The following is a 26,503-nucleotide window of genomic DNA, read 5'->3' as shown; positions in this document are numbered from 1 at the left end:
TAAAGCCAAGTACCCCGGTCTGTCTCATGGAATGAGAAGATCGGGGTACTGATCTTAAAGTTGTTCTTTCCAATTCCGGCGGTTATACAAGATCCGTCGTACTTCCATAATGTTTCCAATCACCACATAGAAAACGGTGAAGTTCCGCACCTGGATACGATAATATGGATATTGACGTTCTCGTGCCGAGTGAAAAGGCTCGAAGGATTCTGCACAGGGAAGCCTTTCTAAAATGGCTGTTTCCACATCGTCCACCAGTCGTTCTGCTGCAGCGGGATTTCTCAGCCGATAGGTAATGTAGTCTACGATTTCATTGAGGTCATCTTCAAATAGAGGGAGAAACCGCAGGTCATAATGCTTTTCGTTCACGGATGCGCCTCCTCACCCGACCAAAAACCTCGTCGGCAGAATAGCGTGTGTCAGAGAGGTCAGCGGCGCGGTCCGCTTCATCCAGCGCCAGCTCCACATCATTTGTCAGTTCTTCGTATTGCTCCAGACTGAGCAGAACCATAGAACCGTAACCGTTTTTGGTAAGAAAAACCGGTTCACCTTTGGATAAGACATCCTCTTCAACTTCAGAAAAGCGATTGCGCAGATCTGAAACAGGACGAATATTCAGCATAGTATCGCCTCCTTTATGGCGTTATTTTATCATAATTTTATCGCAAAAGCAAGAAACTTATTCGTTGACTGCGATTCCTTTATATTAAAGTGTAGCAGGAAGAATACTTATTTGGTATATTTGAGGTATCAATAGATTAACATTTGTAGTAATAATGGAAATGTTAATTTGTGTTGCTTGTGGCAACGGTGCTTTTGATATTTAATAGTTGTATCAAAACAAAGGAGGCACAGGTTATGCTGAATGAAAATATTAAAAATCTCCGAAAGGCAAAAGGATTATCGCAAGAAGAACTTGCCGTAAAACTGAATGTAGTAAGGCAGACGGTATCGAAATGGGAAAAAGGTCTATCGGTTCCTGACTCAAATATGCTCATTTCGTTAGCAGACGAACTGGATACTTCAGTAAGTATACTGTTAGGAGAAACCGTACAGGAGCCATGTGTGAATGAGTTGGATCTCAAAAGTATTTCTGAAAAACTGGAAAAAATTAACCTCCAATTTGCTAAAAGAAGTAAGATGAGGATTCAGACAATCCGCTATCTGCTTTTTGCGTTGTGTGCGGTTATTATAGTCGTATTTGTTGCTTTTGCAGCTATGCAGAGCGAATATTTGAATTGGGATTACAATGATCCGGAGCTTGCAGTTGCAGGGACCATCCTGCATGGCGTTGAATTTTTGTTTGTAAGACTGGCGCCATTCGCTCTTATTGGCTCTATCATTGGGATTATCTTCACCTATAAAAACAGATAACTTTCATCGCTAAAAAGTGTCCTGTACACCTGATTGATTCCAGTTGTACAGGACATTTTTTATTCTTCTGCTGATACTTCCGTCAGTTCTTCGTAACCGATCAGCGCCGGAGTATGCAGCAGATCCCCAGCTTTTTCTTCCAAACGGTTTTCTTTTTTAAAATAGAGCCGGTAGCTGTGGCCAGCCAGAAGCCGGGTGTGTTTTTCCAGGCTGAAACGGTATTCTTTTCCGTCCGAGGTACGGAACAGCACCTGCTGATTCCGAGTGAGGGGCGATTTTTCCCGCTTAACGCAGATACCCTCCAGAACCCGATAGTTCTCTGCTTTTACAGCCTGGTATAAAAGGAGGAAGCGTATGATGCAGCACACGCCAAGAAGCAGGCTCATGACCAGCAGGATGGTATCCTTCTGAGACAGGGCATAAACGCACCCAAACAGGACACAGAAAAGGCCGACTGCACAGATGGCAGCCAGCCGGGTAAATAATGGTTTCGGCATAGGTTTCTCCTTTCGGATTAAATCTTCTGGAATAGGATTTTCTGGTTCAGGTACAGGTTGCTGACCGCTTGCAGGACTGGATACTGGGCGTGAGTGATCTGCACGGTATCCGTAAGTGTGCTGCAGGTGTCTTCCGGCGAGGTGTAGAGCTTCTCCAGGATATCCTCTTCCTTGCGGATCAGGATGCCCCGCTCCATGCTGAGCAGCAGCTCTGCTGTGGACAGGGACGCTTTCCCGGCAAGAGCCAGGACTTCCCGCTCCGTGGGCGTGCATTTTGTTTTGCGCAGGAGCCGGGGAATGTCCTTTAGCTGCACCTGCCCTTTGGTGTAGAGCAGGAATACACTGGCAAGCCGGGGAAGAAAACGGTCCTCAACGGGTGTGATGATCAGCGTCCCCAAAAGCCGGTACAGGGCATCCACGGCGCTTACCCCCATCCCTTTTACCAGAAGCCCCCGCAGGAGCAGACGGTTCAGGTAATGGGACAGCGGCAGGGAGATGGACTGGCCGGAGTCTGCACAGTTTTTTTCAAACAGACGCTCCAGTTCCGGATAGGTCAGGATCTGGAAGGCCAGGCAGCTCCACACAAGAAGCTCCTCTTTGGACATCCCGTATTCCTTCTGATTATTGATCACATGGGGGACCGGTTTCCCGTTCACATTTACAAACTGAAGACTGCCGACAGCGGTATAGAGCGTAAGCATAAAAGTTCCTCCTTTATCGTTCAGGATAACAGAGCGCACAGCGCAGCATCCTGCTGTAAAAATCTGCGGGCTTTGCTCTGCCAGGCCCGGATATGGTTGGAAGGCACCTGGTAGTGAGCGGACAGTTCCTTGGCCGAGTAGCCCTCAAGCTGGAAGCAGAGGGCCTCGATGCCTTTTTGGATGGTGCTGCACTGGGAGGCTTTGAGCGTCTCCAGATAAGCACCTGCCGCCGTATCTTTCAGTGCCAGGGGCGCTGCATCCGGCATTGCTTCCGGTTCCTGGCCAATCTGCAGGGCCGGCATAGCATCCAGCAGATCTTCCTGCAGCGGGCAGAAAAGATCTTTTCCCCGGATTTCGTGACGCCAGGAGTCATAAATGGCATTGCGGATAGCAGCTGCAGCGTATGGAGTGAAGGGGAACCCTTCCCCGCAGGAGACGGCTGCCCGGCACAGGGCCAGGTATCCGATCTGGCAAAGTTCCTGCCGCTGCTCGCTGGTTAAAGGGCTTCCGTTTGTCATTGAGCGGATGATCTTTGGGACCAGATCCATATGATCTTCCGCCAACTGCTTCTGGGCGGGTGTCATGGGCTTTACCATTATGGTTCCCTCCTTTCAGCCTGCCGCCTGGAGGCGGGGGCGCTGGTTCGCCAGAAGTTTTTTGGACTCCCGGATTACCTGGTCGCACATATAGTTTCCGAACATCCCGATGTGAGCCTGCTCATCGGAGAGGCAGAACTTGTCTGCCAGCCAGTGATAGGCGTCGGGACGGCTTAAGATTCCCCTCAGCCAGATCTGGTCAAAGATCTGGTGTGCCAGCATCCGTTTCTTCCGAAGTTCCTGGTCTGCCAGCGTGCCTTTGGGGATCCGGGTTCCGGGATGGACTCCTACATAGGCATCGCACCTGGGGTAGTTGCTGCATACATAAACCTTGCCGCCATAGGACTTCTCCCCATAGACGAAGGAAGCGTCCCGAAGGATGGCAGTGCCGCCGCAGTATGGGCAGCGGATGGATTTCTTCTGTTTCATAGTCTGTTCACCTCAATTTCATACGTATGGCATAAGTACGGCATACGTTTATCATTCTCTACGTATTGCTTACTTATAGTGTAAGGATAAAGGTGACAGATGCCCATAGGATGAGCGCCGAAACTGGTCCCAGATCCGGACCAAATGGCACGTTTCACCATTTTTACGGCCAGTCAGAGTAAAAGATGGCCTTGATCAGCGGAAACAGGCCGCTGTCCGTGAAGCGCTCATAGTTGACTGGTGTGAAGAGGAATCCGGCGCAGAAGATACGCACCAGAAACAGGATCACCAGAACCTTGCAGACCAGGTACAGCCGCATGGCGCGGGGCGTCCAGGGCTTTGTGGGGCGGAACTTCCGGTACAGGATATACAGCATGGGGAGAAAGATCAGGGTGGTAAATGCCCTGTCGATCCAGCAGATAATCAGAATCAGATAACTCATGTGATGCTCCTCCTTTCGTTTTCTTACTTATCCCATACGTAGAAGCTCCGCAAAACGCAACTTTACCAGTCATAGCAGGCTGCCTCCTGGAGACGCAGCAGTGCCTCCGGAAGACAGGGGGCTTCAAGCAGCCCTTCTTTTTCCAGATAGGGCCGGTACAGGGAGATAAACTGCTCCATGGTCAATGCGCCGGCGCACTCGGTGGGCTCTGGAAGCCGGGCGAAAAGAAGCCTGGCATCCCTCATGGGAAGGACACAGGGCTTCCCCTCCGGATCCGGATGGTATAAAAAGTCCGGCTGTCTGCAATATCCCGGAGCTTTGCAGGAAACGCAGCGCACATATACGCACTGGTGCCAGTTCCCCTCACAGCAGTCCAGAAAATGGCGGATATGCTTGGCGTCCGCCGTACAGTGGGTTCGTTCCATATCTGTCACCTTCCATAGAAACAGGCGGCCCAGTAATAGGAACCGCCTGTTAGAGTCAATGTGTGGGTTATTGGTTATCCTTCTGTTTCCGTCTGTGCAGATACAGGACGGTCAGTGCTCCGGCAAGGACAAGAGCGCCTGCCCCGATGCCAAGGTAAAGAAGGATGGGTGCATCATCCCCAGTCTTGACCGGATTAGAAACGGAAGGTGTTTCCGTCGGTTCTTCCGGTACTTCCGGAGGATTTTCGGAGAGATGCACGGTCTGTCCCGCATCGTCAATATCCTTGTGAGAGCAGATCTCCCGCTGTGTCCCGTCTGCATCTACATAGTAGAGGGTTTCAAAGACAACCAGGGATTTTCCTGCAAGGGAGCTGCCGTCTAAGGTAAATACAACCTCTACGGAGCCGCTGCGCTCTTCCGGTGTAAATGCGGTTTCAGCCGTGACCGGATTGCCGTCAAGAAGCAGTTCTTCCCCGGTTTCCTGATCCATCAGCACGCCCTTTAAGAGATAGGATGCCCCGGGAATCAGGTTTTCATAGGAAACCGTATCCTTGATGGTTACCTCGCTGTCGGCCAGGATCTCCTGATCCCCGTCCTCCCCGTCTGTGGCAGAGGTGCCGATCTGCGGGAAATAAATGGACTGGGATGGGGCATCAATCTCTTTGTGAGAGGCAACTACCTGGTCTTTATAAAGGATCTCCTCAAAAACGACCAGTGTTTTCCCAGCCAGTGTCTCTGCATTAAATGCAAAGGTCAGCTCGGTAGTTCCAGCAGCCTCCTCCGGGGTAAATTCTGCTTCAGCAGTTACTGGTTTCTCATCAATCAGCAGCTCTTTGCCGGTTTCCTGATCCATCAGCGTGCCGCGGATCGTGAAGGTTTCCCCGGCAATGAGGTTCGTATATTCGGCTGTATCCGTAATGGATGCTTCCGCCTTTGCAAGTCCGGTCTGGTTTCCAAGCTCCGGATTTGCTGCAGTGGTGCTGACAGAAGGCAGAACCAGTGTCTGCGCCTGTGAAGCGAGATCTCTGTGTGAAGCGATTTCTTCCTCCCCATAATACAGGGATTCAAAGACAACCAGTGTCTTGCCTGCCGCTTCCGTGGCGTTGAAAGTGAACTCCACATCCACGGTCCCTTCCGTGCTTTCCGGTGTAAAGGTCAACTCAGAAGTCACGGTTTCCCCGTCAATCTCCAATGCTTCCCCGGTTTCTTTATCCATCAGGATTCCCTGCAGGGTAAGCTCTTCTCCGGCGGGTACGTTGGAATAGGATACGGTATCAATGAGTGTTACCTCTTCATCTGCGTGAGCCATCTGAAGGCCGGTTTCGGAATCTTTCACCTGAGTACCGATCTCCGGGAAGAAGATGGACTGGTCCTGATCCTCGATATCGGCGTGAACAGCCATTTTCAGGTCATCCTGCCAGAGTTCCTCGAAGCAGACCACGGTGGTTCCGCCAAGGCCCGTAGCGTCAAAGGTAAATTCTACTTCCACGCTGCCGGTAGATTTTTTCGCCGTAAAGGTCGTCTCTGCTGTGATCGGTTTTCCATCAATCTCAAAAGGTTCCCCGGTTTCTTTGTTCATGAGCGTGCCGACCACCCGGTATTCCACGCCTTTTTTCAGCCCTTCATACTCAACCGTATCGACAATCGTTACCTTGTCATCGGGCTTTGCCATATGGGAGCCGCTTTCTTTATCCAGTGCAGTGGTGGCAATCTCCACTTTGTCATTGGTCAGCGTTCCCAGGTCGATGGTAACAGAGTCCCGGTACACTTCCACATCAAAGGTAAGAAGATTTCGGCCTTCATTGGCTTCACAGCGCTGTTCTTCGATGGTGTAAGTATCATAGATCAGGGCGCCTTTGGAGTCATCCGGCTCGGAGGTGCCAAACCAGATGCCGTCTTCCGCAGTCTCACCCCGGTTGGTATTGGAGGTATGTTTGTTCCACTCTGCGGATGTGCTGGCATAACCGTTTTTATCTGTTACGATGGTATGGCTCTCGCCGGTTGTTTTGGACGTAATGGTAAACGGTACGCCTGCGAGACGGGACAGATCCCCGTCACTGACTTTAACAAGCTCAAGATCCCCACGGATGACTTGGTTTTCAATGGATGAGCCGGTTTCGGTCAGTTCCACGATCTTGCCGTCTTCCGTGATGTCAAATTCCAGAGAGATACGGCCCTCGTTCAGATACCCTTCCGGCGCTTTTGTCTCATCCACCCGGTAATGGCCGTAAGGCAGGGCATCTTTCGCAGTGGAAGCCAGCCCTTTCTCATCGGTCACAAGCGTCAGGACGACTTCCCCGCTTTCGTAGGTTTCCCCGTCCACGATCACCGGATTGGCATTTAAGCTAGTGATGGTAAACTCCGCACCCTCTAAAGTAGCACCACCCTGAGCGGCAGCTTCCCCGGTTTCGATGTCACGTTTCTGCACTTTGACACCGCCCCGGATGATCTGGTTTGAGATGGAACTGTCTTCTCCAGTCAGGTCCACCATTTCCCCGTTCTTAGAGATGGTAAACTCAGCGGAGAGGGTGCCTTCCCCTAAATAACCGGTGGGAGGCGTCACCTCGTCTACACGGTAACTGCCGTAAGGCAGAGCGTCCGCAGCACTGGAAGCCAGTCCGGAGGCATCAGTCTTGATGGTCAGGACGACTTCATCCTTCTGATAGGTCTTCCCATCGACCACTACCGGGTTCTCATTTAAAGAGGTGATGGCGAACTCTGCGCCTTCCAGTATAGCACCGCCCTGGGGAGTGGTGCCGCCGGTTTCCAGATCCCGTTTCTGTACTTTGACACCGCCCCGGATGACAGCATCCGGTACATCCGGCGCCTGGTAAGCAGAGACTGTTTCTTCTGTACCGCTGCTGGAAATCGGCAGAACGAACACCGTTTCATTGAGCTGGTAGCCTGCTGGCGCTTTGGTTTCCTGGATGGTCACGGTACCAAGAGGCACGCACAGTGTTTTGCCGTCGCTTGCATAGTAGAACTCATCCCCGCTGACCTTGTATTCTTCCGTAAAAGAAATTCTTCCATCGTCTCCTGTACGGAATACCCAGGTGCGGGCAGGCTCACTGCCGCCTGCAGCCGGATCCGTATCGGAGATGGCGGTGTAGAACTTCACGGTAAACTCCGCATCCTTCAGGCTGGCAGCGCCCTGGGGAATGGCATCCTTTAAGTCTGCATCCAGCTTCTGAAGCACCAGGGAGAGGGGATTATTCTGGGGGATTTCCTTGACCTCTGCTTTTGCTGTTTCATTGGAAGAAACCGTCACATTATAGGCATTGGTATCCAGGGCGTATCCCGGAGATGGAGAAAGCTCTTTGATCGTGTAGCTGCCGACCTCAAGATCTCCGGATTTGGCATAGCCATTCTCATCGGTGGTCAGTGTCTCTACCAGGTTGCTGCCCTGATAAATGCCGTACTGGGCGCCTTTTAAGCTGTAATTGCCGTTCCCGTCAGAAACGGAGCTGTTTGCCGTGGATTTCTGGATTTCGATCCAGCCGTAGGGCTTTTCGTACCAGCATCCCGCTACGGTCTGGTTGCTGTCAGATGGGATGATAAAGGCACGGAAGGAGTCCGGTGGCGCAGGCAGGCCCTGGATCGCATTGGCGATCTCCACCGCCTTATCAATGTAGCTTTGGGGCGCACCATAAAAGGCTCCGCTTCCAGCATCATATCCGCTATAAACATAGGAAGCCACCAGATGACCGATTACGTAGCGGTCATTTTCAGACCAGCCGCTTAAATAGGTGCCGGCGATGTTCTGCTCTTCATAGCCGTAACCGCCGGGCAGGTAGTAGAGCGCCTTGCGAAGCGCAGAGTCTTTTCCCAGCAGTTCGTACTGATAGCTGCCCGCCGCCGGCGTTTTCTTCATGGGCTGGACACAGTAGGCCGTGCCGTTGTTATCCACAGACATCTTTGTGGTGTAGTAATCGCCATAAGAGATTAATTCACCTGTCTGGAAATTAAGGGTTCCATCCGCCGCATGGGCTGTCATGGGGCTTGTGATGGCTGTCCCCGCAAGGACGATGGCTGCCATCAGGAAAGCGAAACAGCGGCGGAGGATGTGGGTTTTGATTCGTTTCATAAGTCTCCTCCTTTTCAAAAGGTACAGGGGAATGAAAAAAGGAAGTGCCTGCCCTGCATCAGACACTCCCCATGGGTTGCTTTGGCATCGTTACCCGGCTGCTTTTTGTCTGTGCCGTTCCAGGATCTCCAGAAGTTCCTGCCGGTCCGTAGTGATCAGCTCTTTTTCCAGGGCGGATGCCTTAAATTCCACAGTAATGTTATTGTTATTCGTGGATATCAGACCATTGCCCCGCTGGAAGTGTGTAATGTTCATCACCTCCGTTTCCGAGAGATGCAGGATCTGTTTCACCCGCTGCGCCTCTTCGTCTTCCAGGTTCAGGACAAGTTTAGTCTTGCAGTTGTTTATGATTCCCTTTCCGTACTTGCCGTCGTCCAGGGCAAAAAAGTCGTTTAAGTCCTGCGTTGCAAAGACGGCAGAACCGCCGTATCCCCGGATGATCTTGGCGATCTCCAGGACAAATTCCGCAGCCAGGCGGTTGCTGGACGCACCGATGAGCTGCCAGACCTCATCCACGAAGATGGCTTTTTCCTCCGTTCGGTTCTCCTTTGCGATATCCCAGACATAATCCAAGACGGTAAACATGCCCACTGTCAATAGATCCCCGGTCAGCTCGGAAATATCGAGCACCGTATACTTATTGGTCAGATCCACGTTGGTTTCCTGGTTAAAAGAGGAAGCAGAGCCGTGGACCAGCCGGTTTAAGATGTGGGCCATGCGTTTCGTGTCATCGCTTTCCATCAGGATATCGTAGACATCCTCCAGGATCGGCATGGGTTTATACCGGTCCGGATGAGCCGGATCGATCAGGGACTCGTTTTTGTGGGTGATCCCCTTTTTGGCATAGGTCTTGATCAGCGCCTCATCGAGAAGCTGCCGCTCCTCATGAGTCATGTCCGGGATGAGCAGGCTGAAGAAGATATGCAGCTTCTGGATCTTCCCGGCCAGTGCCGAGTTGTCCATGGAAGGACCGTCCAGCAGCTCATTGACGGAGTTATCCGTTTTCCGGATCTCCATGATGTTGATGCAGTTCCGGCTGGCGGGGGAAATCTGGATGAACTCCCCGCCGATATTCTTGCAGGCCCGGTAGAACTCATGCCCTTTCAGCGGCGCTATGATGAAGACTTTGATGTTCTTGCGCCGCATCCGGGTGGCAAAAAGCTGCATGGTAAAGGTTTTCCCTGCACCGGAGCAGCCCAGGATCGCCACGTTGGCATTTTTGTACTGCCTGGAATCAAAGATATCCGCAATGACAAGGCTGTTGTTGTGCTTGTTGACACCAAATAGAATCCCGTTGTCATCACAGATGGAGTAGCTGACAAAAGGATAGCAGCTTGCCGCCCCGCTGGTTAAAACGTTCCGCCTGGAAAGCTGATACAGCTTCTTATCCAGAGATGCCAGGGGCAGCGTGGATAAAAAGCCCTGCTCCTGCAGAAAGTAGCAGGTTCTCAGGTCCATGTCCTGGGAGATCAGGAGCTTTTTCATCTCCTGTACCCGCCACTGCAGTTCCTCTAAAGTAGAGGCTGTGACGGTAATGAGAAGGCTCATGTAATAGAAGTCCTCATTATTCGCCAGCCCCTGTTTTAAGAAATAACCGGAGCGGATGGCGGAATCCAGGTCGTCATAGTCGGTATTGGTATCCGAGGCGTCCTTGATCTTGGAACGGTTGATCCGGATCTGTTGTCCCAGCCGCTGCTGGATCTTATCCTTTGGCTGCCGGTGGAGGTAAAAATCCACGTCAATGCCTTCCCCGGCGTTTACCAAAAGAGACAGCCACCCCGGCACCACCCGGCTTTTGTAGCCGGATGACGGTACGTACAGGTAGGAGTGGTAGACCCCGTTGATCAGCACATAGCTGGAGTGCCGGAAATCCAGGGTTTCCGGGGAGAGAAATTCACTGATGCGGATGTCCTCATCGGGCCGGTTCTCCTTGGCGTACCGTGCTAGTACGGAAGCAATGCGCTCCTGTAAGGGATGGGTGGCGCAAAGGGAGCGGTTTAAGAGGGTGTACAAAACATCCGTGGTAAACTCATCCGGATTTTCATGCTCTGTCACCTCATTGCCACACTGGTACAGGAAGGTCTTGGCTGTCTGCGCCATCGTTTCAAGAGACTCTAAGATCTCCCGTTCCGTCACCTTCCGGTTGACGTTAAAAGGTTCATATTCCATAACAAGGAAGAACCGCCGGGAAACGGCCTCCCTGGAACTTAGGTTCCGGACAAACTTCAGGTAATCCTCCTGCAGCTCCCGGCACCGGGGATCCGTTTCATTTTCCAGCTCCTGTCTGGATTTCTCCAGATGCTGGTTGATGTCCGCCCGTTTGGAGATCATCTTGATCTGCAGCTTTACCGGGCTGATCTTCAGGTAGCTGATAAAGCTGTAGATGATCCCCATCTGCTCCCTGGCACTTCGTAAGAGGAAGTTGATGGGCTCGACTTCCAGGATTTTTACATACCGGCCATCCGTTGTGTAAATGACACCGTGGGCAATCTTTTCAATCGGAAGGTAGTCCTCTATGGTCTGAAACTTCCGTTTCTTTTTCCTGCCGGAAGACTGGGATGCTGTCTGACGGGATTTTGAAGCACTTTTTTGTACAGCTTTATCATCCTGCGTCTCCCTTGCCTTTCGGTCCTCTGCCTTGCGGGCCGCTTTCGCCTGCCGTGCAGCAAGGCGGGCGTCCTGCGCAGCCTGTTTCTTTTTGGCACGGAGCTTTTCCTTCTCCGCCCGCTCTTCCCGGCGCTTTGCTATCTTTGCGCATTTCTGCTCGTAGGCTAACTGCCGGATATCTTCCCGGGCCTGCCTGCGAATGCCCCGCCGGGTGGAGGTATCGAAGGATTTATGCTCACGAACCTTTGGCTCCCGTTTCTTTTTCCGTTTCGTTTTCCCAGAAGGAGTGGAGGAAGGGGAGCCGGACAGATCCTGCTGGGGCGCCTCTTTTGTGGGAGGTGCATCATCCTGCTGGCCGGCCCCCGCAAAAGGGGGCGAATCTTCAGAAGAACCCTGGTTCGCCTTTTTCTTCCGCCGTTCTCGTTTGGCAGGCTTTTTGGCTTCTTTTGAGCCGGGCTGCTTCTGCCGTTTCCTCTTTGGCTCCGGCATTGCGTCAGAGCGGTAAACCACCCGCCGGTTCTTCAAAAAGCGAAGGGCGTTCATAAGGAAAGCAGTGATGCTCTCTCCGCCGATCCCGATGAGGGATACCATGGCCGCCGGAAGGGCAGTCATGCACAGGATGATGATGCGGGTAGTCAGGGAAAACGGCAGGTGGACCACCGGCACCCCGATCAGCAGGGCGAAAATAATGGCTTCAATGGCATTGCGGATGTCAAAGGTGCCGTTTAAGATCTTGCCCTTTTCGATGAAGTTTGGCGGGATAAAGGAGGTCCGCTGCTCATCCGGATTGCTCATGGCAGCACCTCCTCTCCGTCCTGGGTGTTCTGTGCGGGATCCGCAGCATTTGCGGAAGTTCCGCTTTGCGTAGTTCCCGTTTCTTCTGTCCCGGTATCCGGTGCAGGTGATTCCGGTGCGGTCACATCCGCATAGCCGCCTTCCTGGCGCTGCTCCACTTCACTGCTGGAGACAGAAGGGAGGGTATCCACTACCGGTTTTTCATAGGTTTTTCCAGATGTCCCCAGCACCGTCCGCTCCTCTCCAAAAGAAAAAGCACCCGTCATGGTGTCATAGAACACTGGAAGGGTGCTGTCATCGGACAGGAGAAAATGCAGTTCAACTGTGGTGGTATCCGGATACCCGGTTTCATCCGGCAGATATTCTGCCGATGTAATGTCTGTCCGCCCGATAAGAGTAAGATATAGCGGAAACTGCTCCTTTAGGGATGCAGTCTGGGCGGAGGAGAAGAACTGGCTCAGTTCTTCAAAGGATAAAAAGTCCATCTCGGTCAGCTCCTCTGGCTGTGTTGTCTCTTCCTGGGTGGCGGCCTCTTCCTGTGCCTCTGGATCCGGTGTTTCCTTTTGTTCCCGGAGCTTGGAGGGAAGAAAGATGGCGACCAATAGGAGAAAGAGCATCAGGAGGATGGACAAGATCAGTTTTAATCTGCTCATAAGTGCTCCTCTATTTCTTCTCGAAAATCCAATACTGCGAGGAAGTCGCATGGATTTCCGTCATCATGTCAAATGCACGGTTCACATAGTTCTTGGAGTCGTTATCATTGGGATCGTTTACCAGCACCTTCCCGTCCGCAGTCAGCCCCCGCAGGACAATAAAATGCCCCCCGGACGTGAATAATCCGGGACTCTGGGAGGAGATGACCGGACGGCCTTCTGATAACGCCTGCAGCACCGCATTGGCATCCGTGGTCTGGGTGACGCTTCCGCATCCGAAATGAGAAGCCGCCGCCTGGAAATAGGACCAGTAGGTGCCTTCCCCCGCCTTATAATAGGAATTGCCGCACCAGGCGACTGCATCCACCGGAGTAATGGTGCTGCCAGTCAGGTAGCTTGCTACCATGGCAAAGGCGGTAGGCCCGCAGCCGCAGTCCGCAATGGAGCCGGTGCCGTAAGGGATGTTTCCGTATTCCGTCTGGATGTAGAGGGGGATCTGCATCCCGTTCGCCGGGTAAGTGCCGCCGGTATTCAGTACCTGGTAATAGCGCAGGACATGATCCACGTACTCCTTGTCCCCGTAGATGGAATAGTTCCAGCCGGGCCGGGCGCACATCATGTCGGAGTAGGCAATGGCGTTTTCCTTTGTGTAGCCGCCGTCCCGTTCCATGGCCCAGTCGATGTAAGCGGAACCGTAATTATAGCCCTGGAGGGCCAGCTTGATCCGGTCCAGGTCCGTCGGCCCGGTGCATCCGGCTTTCTGCAGGACGTCCCGCAGCGCCTGGATCCCGCACTCAATGGAGTATACCGGATCCGTGATCGTGCCGGGGCCTCTGGGGAACCGGGTATTGTATCCGCTTTCCGATGCCTGCATGGGATCGCTTCCCCGTCCGCCGGATTCCTGCATCATGACGGCAAGGATCAGCTCCACATAATCGCTCATCCCATACCGGGCGGCAATCTCGGATACCAGTGGACGGTAGGCAAGCACCTCATCACTTAAGTTGATCGCCATAGCCGTGCCGGAGGCTGCGCCAAAGAAGAGGGTCAGGTTGCTGGCGTAGTTTTCCGCCAGTTCCTTTTGTTCCTCGCTCAAGTGAAATACATGGTCAGCAAAATAGGCGTCACCGGCAAAGGAAACGGTATAGGTATAGCGGGTAAATGTAACGGTTTCCGTCTGAGGAGTTTCCCCTTCTGCGGTTTCCGTCTCCACTTCCACAGAAACGGTTTCTTCCGCTACATCATAAGAAAAAAGCCCGTCCTTGTTTTCCCGGATCAGGCTTTGGAGTTTGTCAATATTGATATTTTCATAATCATCCTGGCTCGCACAGAACTGGGAGATTAAAAGATGGGCATTGACCGCTATGGTCGTCTCATAGGGATCTACGATCTGTACGGTGGACCCCTCCGGAAGAGCGGCAATGGCACTGTTGATCTCTACTAAAAGATCCGCATGGCTTTCTTCCAGGACTTCCACAATCGCCTGCCTGGCGTTCTGGATATTTTCATTGATCAGGGCATTGCTGTTTAAAGCCCCGGTGTTTTCTGTCAGGGATCCGAAGATCAGCCCCGGCAGCATCAGGATGAAAAGGACAGGAAGCAGTAAAAACCCCAGGATAACGGCTCCGGCTTTCAAAAGAGTATGCCGGTTTGCGATGGCAGCACTGATGGCTGCCGTAAAGGGACCGGCTGCCGCACCCGCCACGGTCTTGGACAGATGGGCGGCGGTCTTCATGGCCTGTAAGTGGGAGGCTGCACTGGTGCCTACATCGACAGCTTCCCCAAGGCCGGAGCTTTGCTCCGCCATTTACATCCGGTCCTTTCGCTGGGGTGCCGGCGGCAGCTTCTGGACAATGGATTCGTTGTAGGCGACTTTTCCATTGCCAGCGTCATACGGTGTTTTCTCCACCGTATCCTGCGCATACTGCTTATACCAGGCAGCGCCGTCCACAGATTGGACCGTCTCAAAGCTGCCATGGGTAGGCGCCGCATATTGGTCAGCACTGTAAAGGGCAAATTCCCGGCTGCCGGCATCCGTTTTTTCCACGCCGGTCATCCGTCCACCGCCAATCTCCATGTTCGAGTAGGTGGCAGCATCCGGAGCAGAGGTGTCGATTCCCATGTAGGAGGCATAGGCTTTTGCCGCATCCTCCCCTTTGATAGAGCCGACCTGCCCGTAATTGCCCTGGGCGATATTGCTGATCACGTGATTGGCAAAGTCTCCGCCTTTCTTGAGCGAGGACTGATAGAGCATATTCCCGACGCTGGGCCCTTCCGAATAGTGGGTAGCAGCATTGACGGCTTCCCGCTGTACCTGGCGTCCCACTGCACCGGCAAGCCCTCCGGAGAGAAAGCTGCCGCCAACGGCTGCGCTTCCGGGAGAGGATGCCCTGCGGTATCCGCCGCCACCACCATGCCCATGGAAGGCTCCGGCAAGGCCCCGGCCTGCAATGAGCAGCTCCGCCATCATGTTCCCGCCGGTGTTTCCTACATTAATCCCCAGGGATGCCATAAAGCTGTCGATCTTCTGGGAAACCTTGAGGAAAGCAATGGCACAGAGGAACCAGATGAACACATTTCCGGTCACGGCTTCCTTTCCCTGTTCTGCTACGGCTTCCTCCACCTGGGCTTCTGTCAGCTCTGCCGCAAAGACCGGCATGGAGCAGAACAAAACCAGGCAGGAAACCAGTACCAGGGCAGCGAGGATTGGTTTTTTGTATTTCATGGACTCCTCCTTTCATCAGAGTGATAACGGGTTTGCGAGGAAAGTGCCGACCATGCTGGTAAACAGCCGCAGGCACCAGGCGTTCATCAATAATAGGAAGAACTGCCCGCCCAGCATCCGGCACCAGGAATGGAAGATGTTCCCGGTGGACTGGGAGGCACCTGTGGCAAAGGCAACCGGCGCCGTATAGACCAGCACTCCCAAAAGGATGTAGCGTTCCGCTGCCTCAAAGAGCAGCTTGATGTAATTCCACGCCAAAATCAAAACTAAAATCAGGGCGATAATCGCCACGGCTCCATTGGCGCATACACCCAGGATGACGGTGATGACTGAATTGAAGCTGGCAAAATCCAGGGAGGGAAGCTCCTCCGTTAAGATCCAGTCATAAGGCGTCCCGGCGATGCCAAGGAGCAGGTTCACGATGTCTTCCGCATAAAAGGCCAGGAAGATAAAAATAAAAGAACGGATGGAAAGTTTCAGGGGATCCTCCGCTTCGATTCCGGCACCCATGAAGTAGTTCTTGAAAAGCTGCCACACCCAGTTTAAGAGGATGAGGCCAAGAGCCAGTGCCAGAAACACATCGTACATGGTTTCAGCTGCAGGAAAATAGCGCAGGAACGTGTCCATGGAGCAGCCGAGGGCGCCCAGGACTGAAGTGGTGATCAGATCCAGGATGTTCATGACCTGTTCTGCGATCCATTCCACGATTCCGTCCAGTATTCCCATGTGGTTTCCTCCTTTCCGGGCTTATCCGCTGTATGTGCCTCCGGCAAAGAACGGGGTAATGTATGCCATAATAAAACCAAGGCCGTTCAGAATCGCCCAGGTAATGATGATCCGCTTCAGCCAGGCACGGCTCTCATCCACGGTCTTGCCGGATTTCGAGAAATTCATCAAAAGCAGCGCCACGGATGCGGTCACTACGGCGGCAATGGTGGATATGAGGACGATCTGGTTATAAACATCCTTCATGATCTCATTGGCCTTGTCCCACATATTGGAAGCAAGCACCGGCTGGACATTCGCTGCAACAAGCGTAAAGAGCAGGAAGGCTGCGTAGAGGTATTTCCCGTAGCAGACCGTCCGCTTTTTCTCCGGTGAAGAGTTTGCAGGTAACTGTTTCATGTATGACCTCCTTCATTGATCTTGAAAAAACGGACGGGATTGCTTTTCCCGCCCGTGCTTATAATTTCCTGCCTCAAAAAGCAGAAGCAGCCCGGTCAATGCGGACTGCTTCTGTAAAGCCATATGAAGTTGTTGAAGGGAAACCTCCTTTCCCTGCACGAAAAAACGCAGCCAATCCGGGCGGGAGGCTGCCGCCTTTGGATGCGCTGCGTTTTCGCTGCATATAATTTTGACAGTACCTATTGTAACACGGGGAAATTTACGGCACAATCGCAAAACCGTGCCAGTTTCGTGCGAAACCGGGAAGAATGTGTGCCACGGTCAGAACGAAGGGAAAGTGAAAATGTTTGGGAGAAGAATTATTCCGAAGCTGGGAGATGGACGTCCCGAAAGAAGGTGTTATAGTCCACCTGAAAGATCCGGGACAGACCAGAAAGGACCGAGATGCGGATGCTGTAGGTACCGCCTTCGATTTGAGAGTAGATGCTCCGGGTGATGTCCAGATCCATAAGCTGCAGTTTGGAAACCACCTGGTCCTGCGTCAGTTTCCGCTCCATGCGCAGGGAGCGGATGGTTTCGCCAATCTGAATATCCTGTTTCAGTTTTTGTTCCATGAAAGAAGCCTCCTTTTTCGTGTTTCCGGGAGTATGCCGAAACCGATCTCGTGAATTTGCAATGTATTCATTGCAGTTTCCTTGATTCTACTGGATATTCCGAGTATAATTGCAATGTATTCATTGCAAAACCGCAGGGGCTTAGGCCCTGCGGTCAGTTCTGTTTCTCTACCAGGGAGGCTTTTGAGAGCAGCTCCTGGATCGTTTCGATGGTTTTGTTATCCAGGGAGCTGACATATTGGATGAGGTTTAAGGCAGCCGGTGACATCCTATAATCATGCGCCTGGCTTAAAAGCCAGCGATCCATAGACAGGCTGAAGGTTTTGGAAAGTACCATGGCAACTTCCAGAGATGGAAGTTGTTGTCCACGTTCAATCTTGGTATAGTATGAATAGGAAATGCCTGCTTTTTCTGCAGCATATTCCTGGGTGTATCCGAGCTGGAGCCGCCGTTCCTTCAGGATCCTGCCGATCCGACTGATTTCAGATTGTTCCATGTCCTTTACACCCCCTTTCCATGTTTGCCTTTATGGTAAGACATAAATAGTGCCTGAACCACACACTATTTATGCTCATAACAGACACAAATAATGCTTGTTACAGACATAAATAAAGCGGGAGGAAGGACGATGCAGAAGGGAAAGTATTACCGGATGAGGAAAGAACTGGTATGGGGAGCGGGCATCCTGGCAGCCATGCTTCTTTTTTTCACAGCTTTTGGGAAAATGAAAGATACGGCAGATATGCCGCAACAGGAGAGATTCACTTCTATGGAGTATAAAGAACTGCCGCCAGCCCAGTCGGAGCTGTCGGATCCGGAGGGCTGTTATCTGTGCGGTACAGCAAAGGAAAGCCTGATGGGATATTTTCGGAAATTTGATGATTTAGGAATTATCTGTGTGAATCAATGGTATGTACTGGATATGGGGATACTGCCTCATGAGGAGGACGGAGCAGATACCAGTGGCACCAGGACCGCCATGACTGGTACTGGAGAAGGAGGAGATTTCTTTTCCAGCACACAGACGCCTTCCCGTGGAATTTCCACGGTGGAAGTCAGTTATGGGAAAGATAGTATCCTAGATGTGGAGAAGGTGAATAATGTTCTCTGTCAGAATTGTCTGGATAAGCTGCTCGATGTCATGGAAACCTACGGACCGGAAGGGGAGGAACCAAAGCCCAGGGATCTCTGCCTGGTGGATTTTCAGACGCTGGAGCTGTATTCCCTGCAGGAGCAGTATGCCAGCTACTACATCCGGGATTATTATGTACGGCTGGATCAGACGGAAGACGGGATGAAGATTGAGGCGGTTTATGCGCCAGATTGCCAGCAGTAAACGGCTGACAAGACATTTGATGGTGTGGTATGATAAGCATGACTAGATTGAAAGGTGCGGAGAATGAGAATATTATTGATTGAAGACGATATCCAAATGAATGAAGCCTTAAGTATATTCTTTTGCAAAGAGGGATACACGGTACTGCAGGCGTATAACGCAAAAGAAGCGGAGCAGTGCCTAAATAAAGAACCAGATGTAATTATTGCAGATATTGGTCTGCCGGGAGCTTCAGGAATATATTTCTGTAAGAAACTTTTGAAATATAAATCAATACCTGTAATCTTTTTGACGGCTAAGGATGATGAGGAGGATATACTGGAAGGATATGAAGCCGGATGCCAGGAATATGTAACCAAGCCTGTTTCACCGAAAGTTTTATTAAAGAAGATAGAAGTGATCTTAAAACGCAGTGGATCAGGTAATATCTTGGAGTATAAAAATCTGCGGATTGATTTTGATAAGCGAAAAGTATCGAACTGCGACAGGGAAATTAAACTTACGATAAAGGAATGGAAAGTTTTGTCTATTTTAGCAGCAAATCGTGGAAATATTGTAACGAAAGAAATGCTGCTGGAGAAAATATGGGATGCTGACAATAATTTTGTAGATGACCATGCCCTGACGGTAGTTGTCAATAGATTAAGAAAGAAAATAGAACCTGATCCATCCAGTCCGGGTTACATTAAAAATGTTTTTGGGGTTGGATATACATTCGGAGAATAAGAGGCAGGTTATGATGAAAAGAAGTATAGTGGGAATTAATGCAGTTATAGTTGTATGTTTTACGATAATTTTGGTCTATCAGGAGAACTGGATACTATTGTTTTTATTGGCATTACTATTGGCAGGATTCTACTTTTTATGGGCTGACCGGCAGAAAGAATATCTGCGTGAGTTGGGAGAAATATCGGTTTGTCTGGATAATCTACTGCAGAAAAAAGAGATTTCTTATTATTCTGTCCAGAATGATACTCTTACATCCAAGATCTTTTCGCAGATTCAGAGAGTGCAGAAAATGTATGGGGGAATCACTGCGCTTGTAGAGAGTGAACGCGATGGCATTAAGAAATTGCTGGCGGAAATTGCTCATCAGTTACGAACGCCGTTATCCAATATGGAAACATATCTGACATTGCTTGAAGATAACAGAATTGGAGATAAAGAAAGAGAGACCTACATTAAAGCCGTGGAAAAATCAGAGAATAAACTACATTTTCTGATTGAAAAATTTATTGTAGCGGCACGATTGGAGAACCAGATCATCCAAATTCATAAGTGTGACAGCAATCTGAAAGAAACGGTGGCACAGGCTGTATTTCAGGTGAGGAAAAAGGCAGAAGAGAAAAATATTAACATCATTGTACAAGGGGAGGATGCGGATAAAAGAGTATTACATGACAGGAACTGGCTTTGTGAAGCAATATGCAATCTGCTGGACAACAGTATAAAATACTCCCCCGTATCCACTGATATTGTAGTGACGCTGATCTCCAATGAGATGTTTTCGGAAATTTGTATTGAAGATAGCGGAACAGGGATTGAAAAGGGAGAGGAAAATAAAATATTTCAGCTTTACTATCGGGGAAAGAATATTTCTAATGAAGAAGGTTATGGCATGGGTCTGTTTATAACAAGAGAAATTGTGCAGAAACATGATGGATTTATGAAAGTAAAACGAAAGGAATCTGGCTTAATTATGTCGATCATATTGCCAAAAGCGGGAACTTGAATTTAGTTCCCGCTTTGTTACTAATTTGAGAGATTTGCCTGGTATCCTGTATGTAAAGGAGGATTTACGTGATGAATATTATTATAACGAAGAACTTACGAAAGATATACCGGATGGGGGAAAATAATGTTTATGCCTTGAATGGAGTAGATTTCACTGTAAAAGAAGGTGAGTTTGTAGCCATTGCAGGGGCGTCAGGCAGCGGAAAATCAACATTACTTAATTTACTTGGAGCAATGGATTCCCCCACAGAAGGAGAAATCTTTGTGCGCAGAATACCACTGGCGCAGTTGTCGCAGAATGAACAGACAATATTCAGACGTCGTAATATCGGATTTATCTTTCAGGATTTTAAATTACTTCCAGTTTTGAATGTTTATGACAACATGGTTCTGCCGCTGAAATTAGACGGGCGTAAAATAGATCAGGAATTTGCCGAGATGCTCCTAAAGTCACTGGGACTGCAGGATAAAAGAGAACAGACGCCATATACTCTGTCCGGGGGCGAACAACAGCGGGTGGCCATAGCAAGAGCTCTGATTACGCGTCCTGCTGTCGTATTGGCTGACGAACCAACAGGAAATCTTGATTCACGTACCGGCATGGAAGTAATTGGGTTAATGAAATTACTTGCGCAGAAATTTTACCAGACATTAGTGGTTGTCACACATGATGAAGAAGTCGCACAGATGGCCGATCGTATCGTCCGTATAGAAGACGGAAAAATCTGTCAAGAGGGAGAATGTATATGAGTACGCGTAACAATAATCAGTTGGTTATTAAAGAACTGGCACAGGCTTATTATAAAGATAATAAAAGGCAGAACAAAGTTTTGATCATTGCAATCGCTATGTCGGTGTTTCTACTCTATTCTGCTTTTTCCATTGCATATGGTAAAGTACGTTCTGACTATCTGATTGATATACGGGGAATGGGAACAGTTGCTACGGTATCATTGGAAAATGGAAGCAAGGCACAATATGAGCAGATGAAAAGTCTTCCATATATTATAGATACCGGGATTAAAAAAACTGTAGGATCAGCCACATTCCAAGAGCATTGGGAAGGCAAACTTATTTATCTCGATAATAGCGCTTATGAAAAAATGGAGATGCCGGCGTATACAGATATAATTGGAAGTTATCCTTTAAAAGCCGATGAGATCATGTTATCTGCTTCAAGTCTGCAACAAATGAATATCGATCATCCGGAAGTTGGCATGGAGATTGAGCTTAGAACAATACTGTCAGAAGGAGCAGAGGAAACGGCCATATTTACATTAAGCGGATATTACACAGATTATATTGACTTCTCGGTAATGGAGCCGGAAGCATATGTTTCAAAAGCCTTTCTGGATCAACATGAGATCCCGGTTTTTCCGGCAGATAAGATCATGGCAGTAACAGGTTCCTTACAGGATGAAAGAGGCATTGAAACAAAACTGTATTCAGATCTGACAATGGAATATGACGCACAGCAGGTATTCGCTGAAAATCCAATGGTAAAACAAAGTGTGGAAGGCGTATTCGGGAGTGTCTCGATTGCAGTTGGATGCGGGATCGTTGTAATCCTCTGTGCCTTCATGCTAATCTTTAATGTAGTGTCTATTACAATGGGGAAAGAAATCCGTCAATATGGAATGTTGAAAGTGCTTGGCACAACAGAGCAGCAGTTAAAAAGGATTGTATATTATCAAAACATATGGAATATTCTGAAAGGGATTGTAATAGGGACAATAGCAGGTATTCTTATTGTAAGATTATTCCTCCCGGCTGTTTTGGAGAAATTGTTCATGCAGGGCCTGGGGGAAAGCGATGTAACAGGTTTCTATCCAGTGTTCGCGGTAGGAGCCGGAGTCCTTATGTTTGTAACGTCATTCTTCGCAACCAGCCTTGCACTTCGACAGGTCATAAAATGGAATGCGATTGATTCCATCCGTTATATCGAAACAGGGAATAGAACAAAAAAGAAACAGAATTTAACAACAAGATTCCTGATAATGGAAATGGCTTGGCGGAATATTACAAGATCCAAAAAAAGATTGCTTATTAGTGTGGGATCTCTGTTGATTGGATGTATTACTGCTTTAGGTGCAGAAGTCATTATGACAGGAACAGACATTACAAATCAGATCGAACAAAATCCTGACTTCAGGGTTGGGATACTAACCGGGATTTTCCGGTTCCCTGAAATGGTGCCGGATCAGATAAACGATGATACACCGGTACTTTCAGCGGAAATGCTGGATACGATTTACAAGATGGAAGGTGTAAATCAGACTACGATAAAAACTGCTAAAGGCAGTTACGCAGTTATTGACTTCCTTACTGATAGAGCCCTGCAGCCCCGCAGACAGTCGCTGGATGCTCCGGATAAAGCATTGGCGTTTGCAACACTTCAGATTGTGGACGAGTCATATGTTACTGAACTTGAACGTTACGTTGCGGACAGTGATTTGGCCGTTGATATGGAGCGGTTTGCATCAGGGGAAGGGTGTATTTTACTGCATCATAATGAACTGTCTCAGGAGTTGGAATTGCAGACGGAAAAGACATTGGGCGAACCCATAACATTCTACTCACTTGATGCATACGGGGATCAGGAGGACAATGCAGTGAATTATGAAAAAGGAAGTCTTGCTTGCGCAGGATACATGGATATGACTGAGAAATACTTTCCTGAACTGCAGACTACTTCGTTTGGAAATAACATCAATTATTTCATTATGACGAAAAAAGCGTTTGAAAAACTGGGGTTCCCGGAAAAGACATTTGACATTTCTTTTGATATTAAGGAGGGAGAAGACGATGCAGTTGTTAATCAAAAATTAGCACAACTCATACAAAAAGAAAATCAAAAAATCGGAGTAATGGATACATTCTATCTGGAGGCAAATTATACATTACTGGAATCGGAACAGAACAGGATTGATACAGCAAACATTATTTTAGGCGGACTATCCCTGGTTATTCTAGTTATTGGAATCATGAATTACGGAAATATGCTGTCTGCAATGCTATCGGTCAGAAGGAAAGAGATTGCTGTAATGCAGAGCCTTGGGTTAACCAAAAGTCAATTGTGGAGAATGATTTTCTATGAGGGAATAGGATACTGGGTAATTCTCATATTGGCGACACTATTAGCAGGTAGTACAGTTTTATGGTTTTTAGGGAAAGCAATAAAGAGTAAATTATTGTATTTTAAGTTTATATATCCCTGGCAGTCAGTTTTTATACTATCGGTGGCTATGCTTATAATATGCTGTATATTTTCATGTACAACCTATCTAAAAAATAAAAATATTACAGATGACTTAAGAAGGAAGGATGACTAAATTAACGAGAGAGGAAGTTAGTGTTGCTTGAAAGAAGGGGAGGAACCAAAGCCCAGGGATCTGTGCCTGGTGGATTTTCAGACGCAAGAGCTGTATTCCCTGCAGGAGCAGTATGCCAGCTACTACATCCGGGATTATTATGTACGGCTGGATCAGACGGATGACGGGATGGAGGTGGAAGCGGTCTATGCGCCAGTGCGGGATTGACGGGAAATTCCATGGGAAATCAGGCAGGCTGCCACTATGCTATCCGGACCGCATATGGTATGATGAAAGTATTCTAAGGGAAGGGAGCGGGATGTGATGCAGGAGCAGGAATGTACGCTGGATGTAAAGACGATTGAGGCTGCAGTCGCCGGGGAGAAATGGGCGCTGGAGAAGGTGCTGGCGTATTATGCGGATTATATTGAAGAACTGGCGACAGTAGAAATCGAACAGCCGGATGGAAGCGTGAAGAAGATTGTGGATGAGGATTTGAAACAGCAGATCGGGCTGAAGCTGCTGGAAGAGATACCGAATTTCCCGCTGGAGGAAGCAAAGAAGGAAGCGGCGAAGGAATGAAGAGACAAATTGAAATTTTTGATGGAATTATTACTGGGAGGGGAAGATGGCAGGACAACATAATAAAATAATAAATGCAGCAGCCAAGAGAATACTCGCCCCTGAAGGACTTTTTAGAGTGGGATCTTCACGAACATGGATTGATGATAACGGGTATTTTGTAATACAGGTAGAATTTCAGCCCAGTTCATATGACAGGGGTTCATATCTGAATGTCGGAATCAGTTTCTTATGGGAAACCAGTGAAGGCTTAAACGAAACGCTGGCGTTTAATATCGGCTATCGTGTAAATAAAGTGGGATATGTTTCGTATAGAGGAAATGATGCTGCCTATGAGAAAAAGATGGAAGATTTTGCAGAAGCTGCCATGGAAAAAGTAAGGGAGTATCGTCAGTTTCGTGATATGGACTATGCAAAAAGACAGATGAAAAGTCAGCTTAATAACATACCGAAAGGAAGAGGATTCTGGGAGGTATACGAATTGGCGATGCTTTGCTTTCTAAAAAGAGATTTTGAAGAGGGAAAAGAATACTTTAATCGTTTTCTCCAGATACTCAAGGACTCCTTTTATGTAGGAGATCTGTATATTGAATGGCATGAAGAATTATATAATCATTGTATTGAACAGCTTTGTCCTGAATTGGAATCCGAAGAAACAGCATATAAAATGGTATGCGATATGATTGAACGCAGAAGGAATTTTTTCTCCAGTAAACCTTCATATAAGAAATTAAAGAAAGAATTTACCTTGTGAGATCATATCTTAAAAACATTACAAAGCCTAAGCGATAAGTCCTAAGTTGTAGAGCAGAAAATTGGAAGTTGTGGGGGAGTTAGTTATGAAAAATGTAATATATATATTAATTCAATGCACTTGGGGATTGCCACAAACATTGTTAGGATTTATAGTACTTTTAATTAATATAAAAAATAAACATTATTTTTATCACGGTGCAATTATTACTGAAAGAAATGTTCCTTCAAGTGTATCTTTGGGAATGTTCGTCTTTACAACAACTAATCCGATGAAAGATAAAAGAACAAAAAATAAAATACCAGATGAAGAATTAAGTAAAAGGCTTTTAGTTCACGAATATGGTCATACAATTCAATCCCTTATTTTTGGACCATTATATTTAATAGTAATGGGGATTCCATCAACACTATGGGGATTTTTGCCATATTTTCAAAATAAAAGAAACAACGGAGTATCTTACTTTAGCTTTTTTACAGAAAAGCTTGCTAATTATTTAGGTGAAAAAGTTACAAAAGAAAAATCAATGGAAAATGCTATTATATAAATTACAATTTGTGTAAGCAAAGCGGGGGACTTAAAATGCGTATTTTGGAATATGGCGATACAAATAATCCAACAATAATGCTTGTTCATGGTTTTGAAAGTCCATATCAAATATGGATTGATTATATAGAGCATTATAAAGAGAACTATCATATTCTTGTGCCAATTTTGCCTGGACATGATGTGCAGGAGAAGTCCGAGTTCAATTCCTTTGATGATACTGCAAAAGAGATAGAAAATTATTGTATATCAAAATCTATTAACCATATATACGCAATTTATGGAATGAGCATGGGTGGAGTTTTAACATCGTATTTATGGAAAAATAAGAGGCTTACTTTTGAAAAAATCATTTTAGAAAGCTCACCACTTTTACCATTTGGAAAATATATGACTCAAATGCTTACAAAGCAGTACTTGTCCATAACCCAAAAAGCAAGAAAACGAAATCAAAAAGTGGTACGAAACGCAATAAATTCAATGGTAACAGGAGATATGCTAGATGTGTTTTTAGAACTGTTGGATAATATATCAGATGAAACCATAAAAAATTATTTATATGCAGTTGGACAATTTAAACTTCCCTCAAATATTGACACACCTAATACACAGATTATTTATTTTTATGGTGGAAAGATAAATGAATTTGTTTTTAGAAATGTAGCAAAATATATCAAGAAAAATTATAAAAATTCTACAACTATTTGTTTAAAAGGAAAGGGACATTGTGAGGACGCATTACTGCACTCAAATGAGTGGATTGAACGACTGGATAAATATATTATCTAGTACTACAAATCCTAAGTTGTAGTGCAGAAAATTGGAATTGCCAGGTTCACCAGGGGCGTGGATAAATATAAAACTGGGGGACTTGATTTCTCGCATCCCCCAGTGTATAATGAACTCAGAAAGGTAATCAGATGCAAGATCTGATGCCCTCAGTTAATTCAGTATTTCATAGAAATAGCATCCTTGACTTTGGACGGTACAGGATGCTATTTCTTATTATGTCGATTATCTATGTAAGTCAAAGCCGCAAAAATAACGTACACGCACAATAGCGAGTACCTCCCAAAATTAAGAGCCGCCTCACGGCAGCCCTGGTTATCAATTCTTTCGAATCCCGTCCGGTAGATTTGGTGACCACGGTAACAGCTCATCCAGAAAGGACCG

Annotated in this window: 28 protein-coding genes; 11 read left to right on the top strand and 17 right to left on the bottom strand. The window is 48.1% G+C overall.

Annotation, left to right across the window (positions count from 1 at the left end):
- Positions 1-54: 54 nt before the first annotated feature.
- A complete protein-coding gene (locus LKD70_RS15075; RefSeq protein ID WP_087162295.1) occupies positions 55-369 on the bottom strand; it encodes a type II toxin-antitoxin system RelE/ParE family toxin in 315 nt (104 codons plus the stop codon).
- Positions 350-622 (bottom strand): type II toxin-antitoxin system Phd/YefM family antitoxin, encoded by a 273-nt coding sequence (locus LKD70_RS15070; RefSeq protein WP_015573205.1) that lies wholly within the window; start codon positions 620-622, stop codon positions 350-352. Before LKD70_RS15070 ends, LKD70_RS15075 begins: the two co-directional genes overlap by 20 nt.
- A 236-nt stretch (positions 623-858) precedes the next feature.
- Between LKD70_RS15070 and LKD70_RS15065 the strand changes: the two genes are divergently transcribed.
- On the top strand, positions 859-1,374 hold the full coding sequence (locus LKD70_RS15065; protein WP_087317301.1) for a helix-turn-helix domain-containing protein: 516 nt from the start codon (positions 859-861) through the stop codon (positions 1,372-1,374).
- A 59-nt stretch (positions 1,375-1,433) separates the two neighbouring features.
- Here LKD70_RS15065 and LKD70_RS15060 read toward each other — a convergent pair whose 3' ends face one another.
- The 15 genes from LKD70_RS15060 to LKD70_RS14990 form a co-directional block, all read right to left on the bottom strand.
- Positions 1,434-1,871, bottom strand: a complete 438-nt coding sequence (locus LKD70_RS15060) for a hypothetical protein (RefSeq protein WP_087317300.1) — start codon at positions 1,869-1,871, stop codon at positions 1,434-1,436.
- Between the two features lie 17 nt (positions 1,872-1,888).
- On the bottom strand, positions 1,889-2,572 hold the full coding sequence (locus LKD70_RS15055; RefSeq protein ID WP_227708699.1) for a cell division protein: 684 nt from the start codon (positions 2,570-2,572) through the stop codon (positions 1,889-1,891).
- 20 nt (positions 2,573-2,592) lie between these two features.
- Positions 2,593-3,168 carry a sigma-70 family RNA polymerase sigma factor gene (locus tag LKD70_RS15050; protein WP_227708698.1) on the bottom strand — a complete coding sequence of 192 codons (576 nt, stop codon included), beginning with the start codon at positions 3,166-3,168 and terminating at the stop codon, positions 2,593-2,595.
- A 15-nt stretch (positions 3,169-3,183) separates the two neighbouring features.
- Positions 3,184-3,597, bottom strand: a complete 414-nt coding sequence (locus LKD70_RS15045) for a DUF3268 family zinc-finger domain-containing protein (RefSeq protein WP_087162278.1) — start codon at positions 3,595-3,597, stop codon at positions 3,184-3,186.
- A 163-nt stretch (positions 3,598-3,760) separates the two neighbouring features.
- Positions 3,761-4,039, bottom strand: a complete 279-nt coding sequence (locus tag LKD70_RS15040) for a hypothetical protein (RefSeq protein ID WP_087416736.1) — start codon at positions 4,037-4,039, stop codon at positions 3,761-3,763.
- Between the two features lie 62 nt (positions 4,040-4,101).
- Positions 4,102-4,464: a hypothetical protein gene (locus tag LKD70_RS15035; protein ID WP_227708697.1), complete on the bottom strand. Its 363-nt coding sequence runs from the start codon at positions 4,462-4,464 to the stop codon at positions 4,102-4,104.
- 67 nt (positions 4,465-4,531) lie between these two features.
- Positions 4,532-8,548, bottom strand: a complete 4,017-nt coding sequence (locus LKD70_RS15030) for a VaFE repeat-containing surface-anchored protein (RefSeq protein ID WP_227708696.1) — start codon at positions 8,546-8,548, stop codon at positions 4,532-4,534.
- 90 nt (positions 8,549-8,638) lie between these two features.
- Positions 8,639-11,950 carry a TraG/VirB4 family ATPase gene (locus tag LKD70_RS15025; RefSeq protein ID WP_227708695.1) on the bottom strand — a complete coding sequence of 1,104 codons (3,312 nt, stop codon included), beginning with the start codon at positions 11,948-11,950 and terminating at the stop codon, positions 8,639-8,641.
- Positions 11,947-12,603 carry a DUF5038 domain-containing protein gene (locus LKD70_RS15020; RefSeq protein WP_158229576.1) on the bottom strand — a complete coding sequence of 219 codons (657 nt, stop codon included), beginning with the start codon at positions 12,601-12,603 and terminating at the stop codon, positions 11,947-11,949. Before LKD70_RS15020 ends, LKD70_RS15025 begins: the two co-directional genes overlap by 4 nt.
- A gap of 10 nt (positions 12,604-12,613) precedes the next feature.
- Complete coding sequence (locus LKD70_RS15015; protein ID WP_227708694.1) at positions 12,614-14,410, bottom strand: lysozyme family protein; 1,797 nt, start codon at positions 14,408-14,410, stop codon at positions 12,614-12,616.
- Complete coding sequence (locus LKD70_RS15010; protein WP_227708693.1) at positions 14,411-15,328, bottom strand: hypothetical protein; 918 nt, start codon at positions 15,326-15,328, stop codon at positions 14,411-14,413.
- 15 nt (positions 15,329-15,343) lie between these two features.
- Complete coding sequence (locus LKD70_RS15005; RefSeq protein ID WP_087162270.1) at positions 15,344-16,054, bottom strand: hypothetical protein; 711 nt, start codon at positions 16,052-16,054, stop codon at positions 15,344-15,346.
- Positions 16,055-16,075: 21 nt separating this feature from the next.
- The gene (locus LKD70_RS15000) at positions 16,076-16,453 is read right to left on the bottom strand and encodes a fimbrial protein (protein ID WP_106789441.1); all 378 of its coding nucleotides are present in this window, start codon (positions 16,451-16,453) and stop codon (positions 16,076-16,078) included.
- Positions 16,454-16,812: 359 nt separating this feature from the next.
- Entirely contained in the window at positions 16,813-17,067 is a 255-nt protein-coding gene (locus LKD70_RS14995; RefSeq protein ID WP_227708692.1) for a helix-turn-helix domain-containing protein, read from the bottom strand.
- Between the two features lie 154 nt (positions 17,068-17,221).
- On the bottom strand, positions 17,222-17,563 hold the full coding sequence (locus LKD70_RS14990) for a helix-turn-helix domain-containing protein (protein ID WP_227708691.1): 342 nt from the start codon (positions 17,561-17,563) through the stop codon (positions 17,222-17,224).
- Positions 17,564-17,695: 132 nt separating this feature from the next.
- Between LKD70_RS14990 and LKD70_RS14985 the strand changes: the two genes are divergently transcribed.
- The 10 genes from LKD70_RS14985 to LKD70_RS14940 all read left to right on the top strand — a co-directional run bounded on the left by LKD70_RS14985 (position 17,696) and on the right by LKD70_RS14940 (position 26,119).
- Positions 17,696-18,403: a hypothetical protein gene (locus tag LKD70_RS14985; RefSeq protein ID WP_227708689.1), complete on the top strand. Its 708-nt coding sequence runs from the start codon at positions 17,696-17,698 to the stop codon at positions 18,401-18,403.
- A 63-nt stretch (positions 18,404-18,466) separates the two neighbouring features.
- Positions 18,467-19,129 (top strand): response regulator transcription factor, encoded by a 663-nt coding sequence (locus LKD70_RS14980; protein ID WP_227708688.1) that lies wholly within the window; start codon positions 18,467-18,469, stop codon positions 19,127-19,129.
- Between the two features lie 10 nt (positions 19,130-19,139).
- On the top strand, positions 19,140-20,135 hold the full coding sequence (locus LKD70_RS14975; protein ID WP_227708687.1) for a sensor histidine kinase: 996 nt from the start codon (positions 19,140-19,142) through the stop codon (positions 20,133-20,135).
- A gap of 71 nt (positions 20,136-20,206) precedes the next feature.
- Positions 20,207-20,887, top strand: coding sequence for an ABC transporter ATP-binding protein (locus LKD70_RS14970; RefSeq protein WP_227708686.1), 681 nt, complete (start codon positions 20,207-20,209; stop codon positions 20,885-20,887).
- Positions 20,884-23,469: an ABC transporter permease gene (locus LKD70_RS14965; RefSeq protein WP_227708685.1), complete on the top strand. Its 2,586-nt coding sequence runs from the start codon at positions 20,884-20,886 to the stop codon at positions 23,467-23,469. Before LKD70_RS14970 ends, LKD70_RS14965 begins: the two co-directional genes overlap by 4 nt.
- Before the next feature lie 27 nt (positions 23,470-23,496).
- Positions 23,497-23,676 (top strand): hypothetical protein, encoded by a 180-nt coding sequence (locus tag LKD70_RS14960; protein ID WP_227708684.1) that lies wholly within the window; start codon positions 23,497-23,499, stop codon positions 23,674-23,676.
- 96 nt (positions 23,677-23,772) lie between these two features.
- Positions 23,773-24,030: a helix-turn-helix domain-containing protein gene (locus LKD70_RS14955; RefSeq protein WP_227708683.1), complete on the top strand. Its 258-nt coding sequence runs from the start codon at positions 23,773-23,775 to the stop codon at positions 24,028-24,030.
- Positions 24,031-24,076: 46 nt separating this feature from the next.
- On the top strand, positions 24,077-24,784 hold the full coding sequence (locus LKD70_RS14950) for a hypothetical protein (RefSeq protein ID WP_087314327.1): 708 nt from the start codon (positions 24,077-24,079) through the stop codon (positions 24,782-24,784).
- 85 nt (positions 24,785-24,869) lie between these two features.
- Positions 24,870-25,331: a hypothetical protein gene (locus LKD70_RS14945; protein WP_087157927.1), complete on the top strand. Its 462-nt coding sequence runs from the start codon at positions 24,870-24,872 to the stop codon at positions 25,329-25,331.
- A gap of 35 nt (positions 25,332-25,366) precedes the next feature.
- Positions 25,367-26,119, top strand: coding sequence for a hypothetical protein (locus LKD70_RS14940; protein WP_227708682.1), 753 nt, complete (start codon positions 25,367-25,369; stop codon positions 26,117-26,119).
- The last annotated feature ends 384 nt before the right edge of the window (positions 26,120-26,503 follow it).

The sequence above is a fragment of the Ruminococcus turbiniformis genome, from assembly GCF_020687545.1.
Lineage (GTDB): Bacteria > Bacillota > Clostridia > Lachnospirales > Lachnospiraceae > Mediterraneibacter > Mediterraneibacter turbiniformis.
The sequence above is the reverse complement of the archived record's forward strand: the minus strand, read 5'-3'. Positions and strand labels throughout refer to the sequence as shown.

Excerpts from the sequence above, each read along its gene's own strand:
- LKD70_RS15015 (WP_227708694.1), bottom strand. The coding sequence starts at position 14,410 with ATGGCGGAGCAAAGCTCCGGCCTTGGGGAAGCTGTCGATGTAGGCACC.
- LKD70_RS15030 (WP_227708696.1), bottom strand. The coding sequence starts at position 8,548 with ATGAAACGAATCAAAACCCACATCCTCCGCCGCTGTTTCGCTTTCCTG.
- LKD70_RS15000 (WP_106789441.1), bottom strand. The coding sequence starts at position 16,453 with ATGAAACAGTTACCTGCAAACTCTTCACCGGAGAAAAAGCGGACGGTC.
- LKD70_RS14980 (WP_227708688.1), top strand. The coding sequence starts at position 18,467 with ATGAGAATATTATTGATTGAAGACGATATCCAAATGAATGAAGCCTTA.
- LKD70_RS15045 (WP_087162278.1), bottom strand. The coding sequence starts at position 3,597 with ATGAAACAGAAGAAATCCATCCGCTGCCCATACTGCGGCGGCACTGCC.
- LKD70_RS15050 (WP_227708698.1), bottom strand. The coding sequence starts at position 3,168 with ATGGTAAAGCCCATGACACCCGCCCAGAAGCAGTTGGCGGAAGATCAT.
- LKD70_RS14985 (WP_227708689.1), top strand. The coding sequence starts at position 17,696 with ATGCAGAAGGGAAAGTATTACCGGATGAGGAAAGAACTGGTATGGGGA.
- LKD70_RS15070 (WP_015573205.1), bottom strand. The coding sequence starts at position 622 with ATGCTGAATATTCGTCCTGTTTCAGATCTGCGCAATCGCTTTTCTGAA.
- LKD70_RS15055 (WP_227708699.1), bottom strand. The coding sequence starts at position 2,572 with ATGCTTACGCTCTATACCGCTGTCGGCAGTCTTCAGTTTGTAAATGTG.
- LKD70_RS15060 (WP_087317300.1), bottom strand. The coding sequence starts at position 1,871 with ATGCCGAAACCATTATTTACCCGGCTGGCTGCCATCTGTGCAGTCGGC.
- LKD70_RS14970 (WP_227708686.1), top strand. The coding sequence starts at position 20,207 with ATGAATATTATTATAACGAAGAACTTACGAAAGATATACCGGATGGGG.
- LKD70_RS15020 (WP_158229576.1), bottom strand. The coding sequence starts at position 12,603 with ATGAGCAGATTAAAACTGATCTTGTCCATCCTCCTGATGCTCTTTCTC.
- LKD70_RS14990 (WP_227708691.1), bottom strand. The coding sequence starts at position 17,563 with ATGGAACAATCTGAAATCAGTCGGATCGGCAGGATCCTGAAGGAACGG.
- LKD70_RS14975 (WP_227708687.1), top strand. The coding sequence starts at position 19,140 with ATGATGAAAAGAAGTATAGTGGGAATTAATGCAGTTATAGTTGTATGT.
- LKD70_RS15065 (WP_087317301.1), top strand. The coding sequence starts at position 859 with ATGCTGAATGAAAATATTAAAAATCTCCGAAAGGCAAAAGGATTATCG.
- LKD70_RS15005 (WP_087162270.1), bottom strand. The coding sequence starts at position 16,054 with ATGGGAATACTGGACGGAATCGTGGAATGGATCGCAGAACAGGTCATG.
- LKD70_RS15025 (WP_227708695.1), bottom strand. The coding sequence starts at position 11,950 with ATGAGCAATCCGGATGAGCAGCGGACCTCCTTTATCCCGCCAAACTTC.
- LKD70_RS15040 (WP_087416736.1), bottom strand. The coding sequence starts at position 4,039 with ATGAGTTATCTGATTCTGATTATCTGCTGGATCGACAGGGCATTTACC.
- LKD70_RS15010 (WP_227708693.1), bottom strand. The coding sequence starts at position 15,328 with ATGAAATACAAAAAACCAATCCTCGCTGCCCTGGTACTGGTTTCCTGC.
- LKD70_RS15035 (WP_227708697.1), bottom strand. The coding sequence starts at position 4,464 with ATGGAACGAACCCACTGTACGGCGGACGCCAAGCATATCCGCCATTTT.
- LKD70_RS14995 (WP_227708692.1), bottom strand. The coding sequence starts at position 17,067 with ATGGAACAAAAACTGAAACAGGATATTCAGATTGGCGAAACCATCCGC.
- LKD70_RS14965 (WP_227708685.1), top strand. The coding sequence starts at position 20,884 with ATGAGTACGCGTAACAATAATCAGTTGGTTATTAAAGAACTGGCACAG.
- LKD70_RS14955 (WP_227708683.1), top strand. The coding sequence starts at position 23,773 with ATGCAGGAGCAGGAATGTACGCTGGATGTAAAGACGATTGAGGCTGCA.
- LKD70_RS14940 (WP_227708682.1), top strand. The coding sequence starts at position 25,367 with ATGCGTATTTTGGAATATGGCGATACAAATAATCCAACAATAATGCTT.
- LKD70_RS14945 (WP_087157927.1), top strand. The coding sequence starts at position 24,870 with ATGAAAAATGTAATATATATATTAATTCAATGCACTTGGGGATTGCCA.
- LKD70_RS14950 (WP_087314327.1), top strand. The coding sequence starts at position 24,077 with ATGGCAGGACAACATAATAAAATAATAAATGCAGCAGCCAAGAGAATA.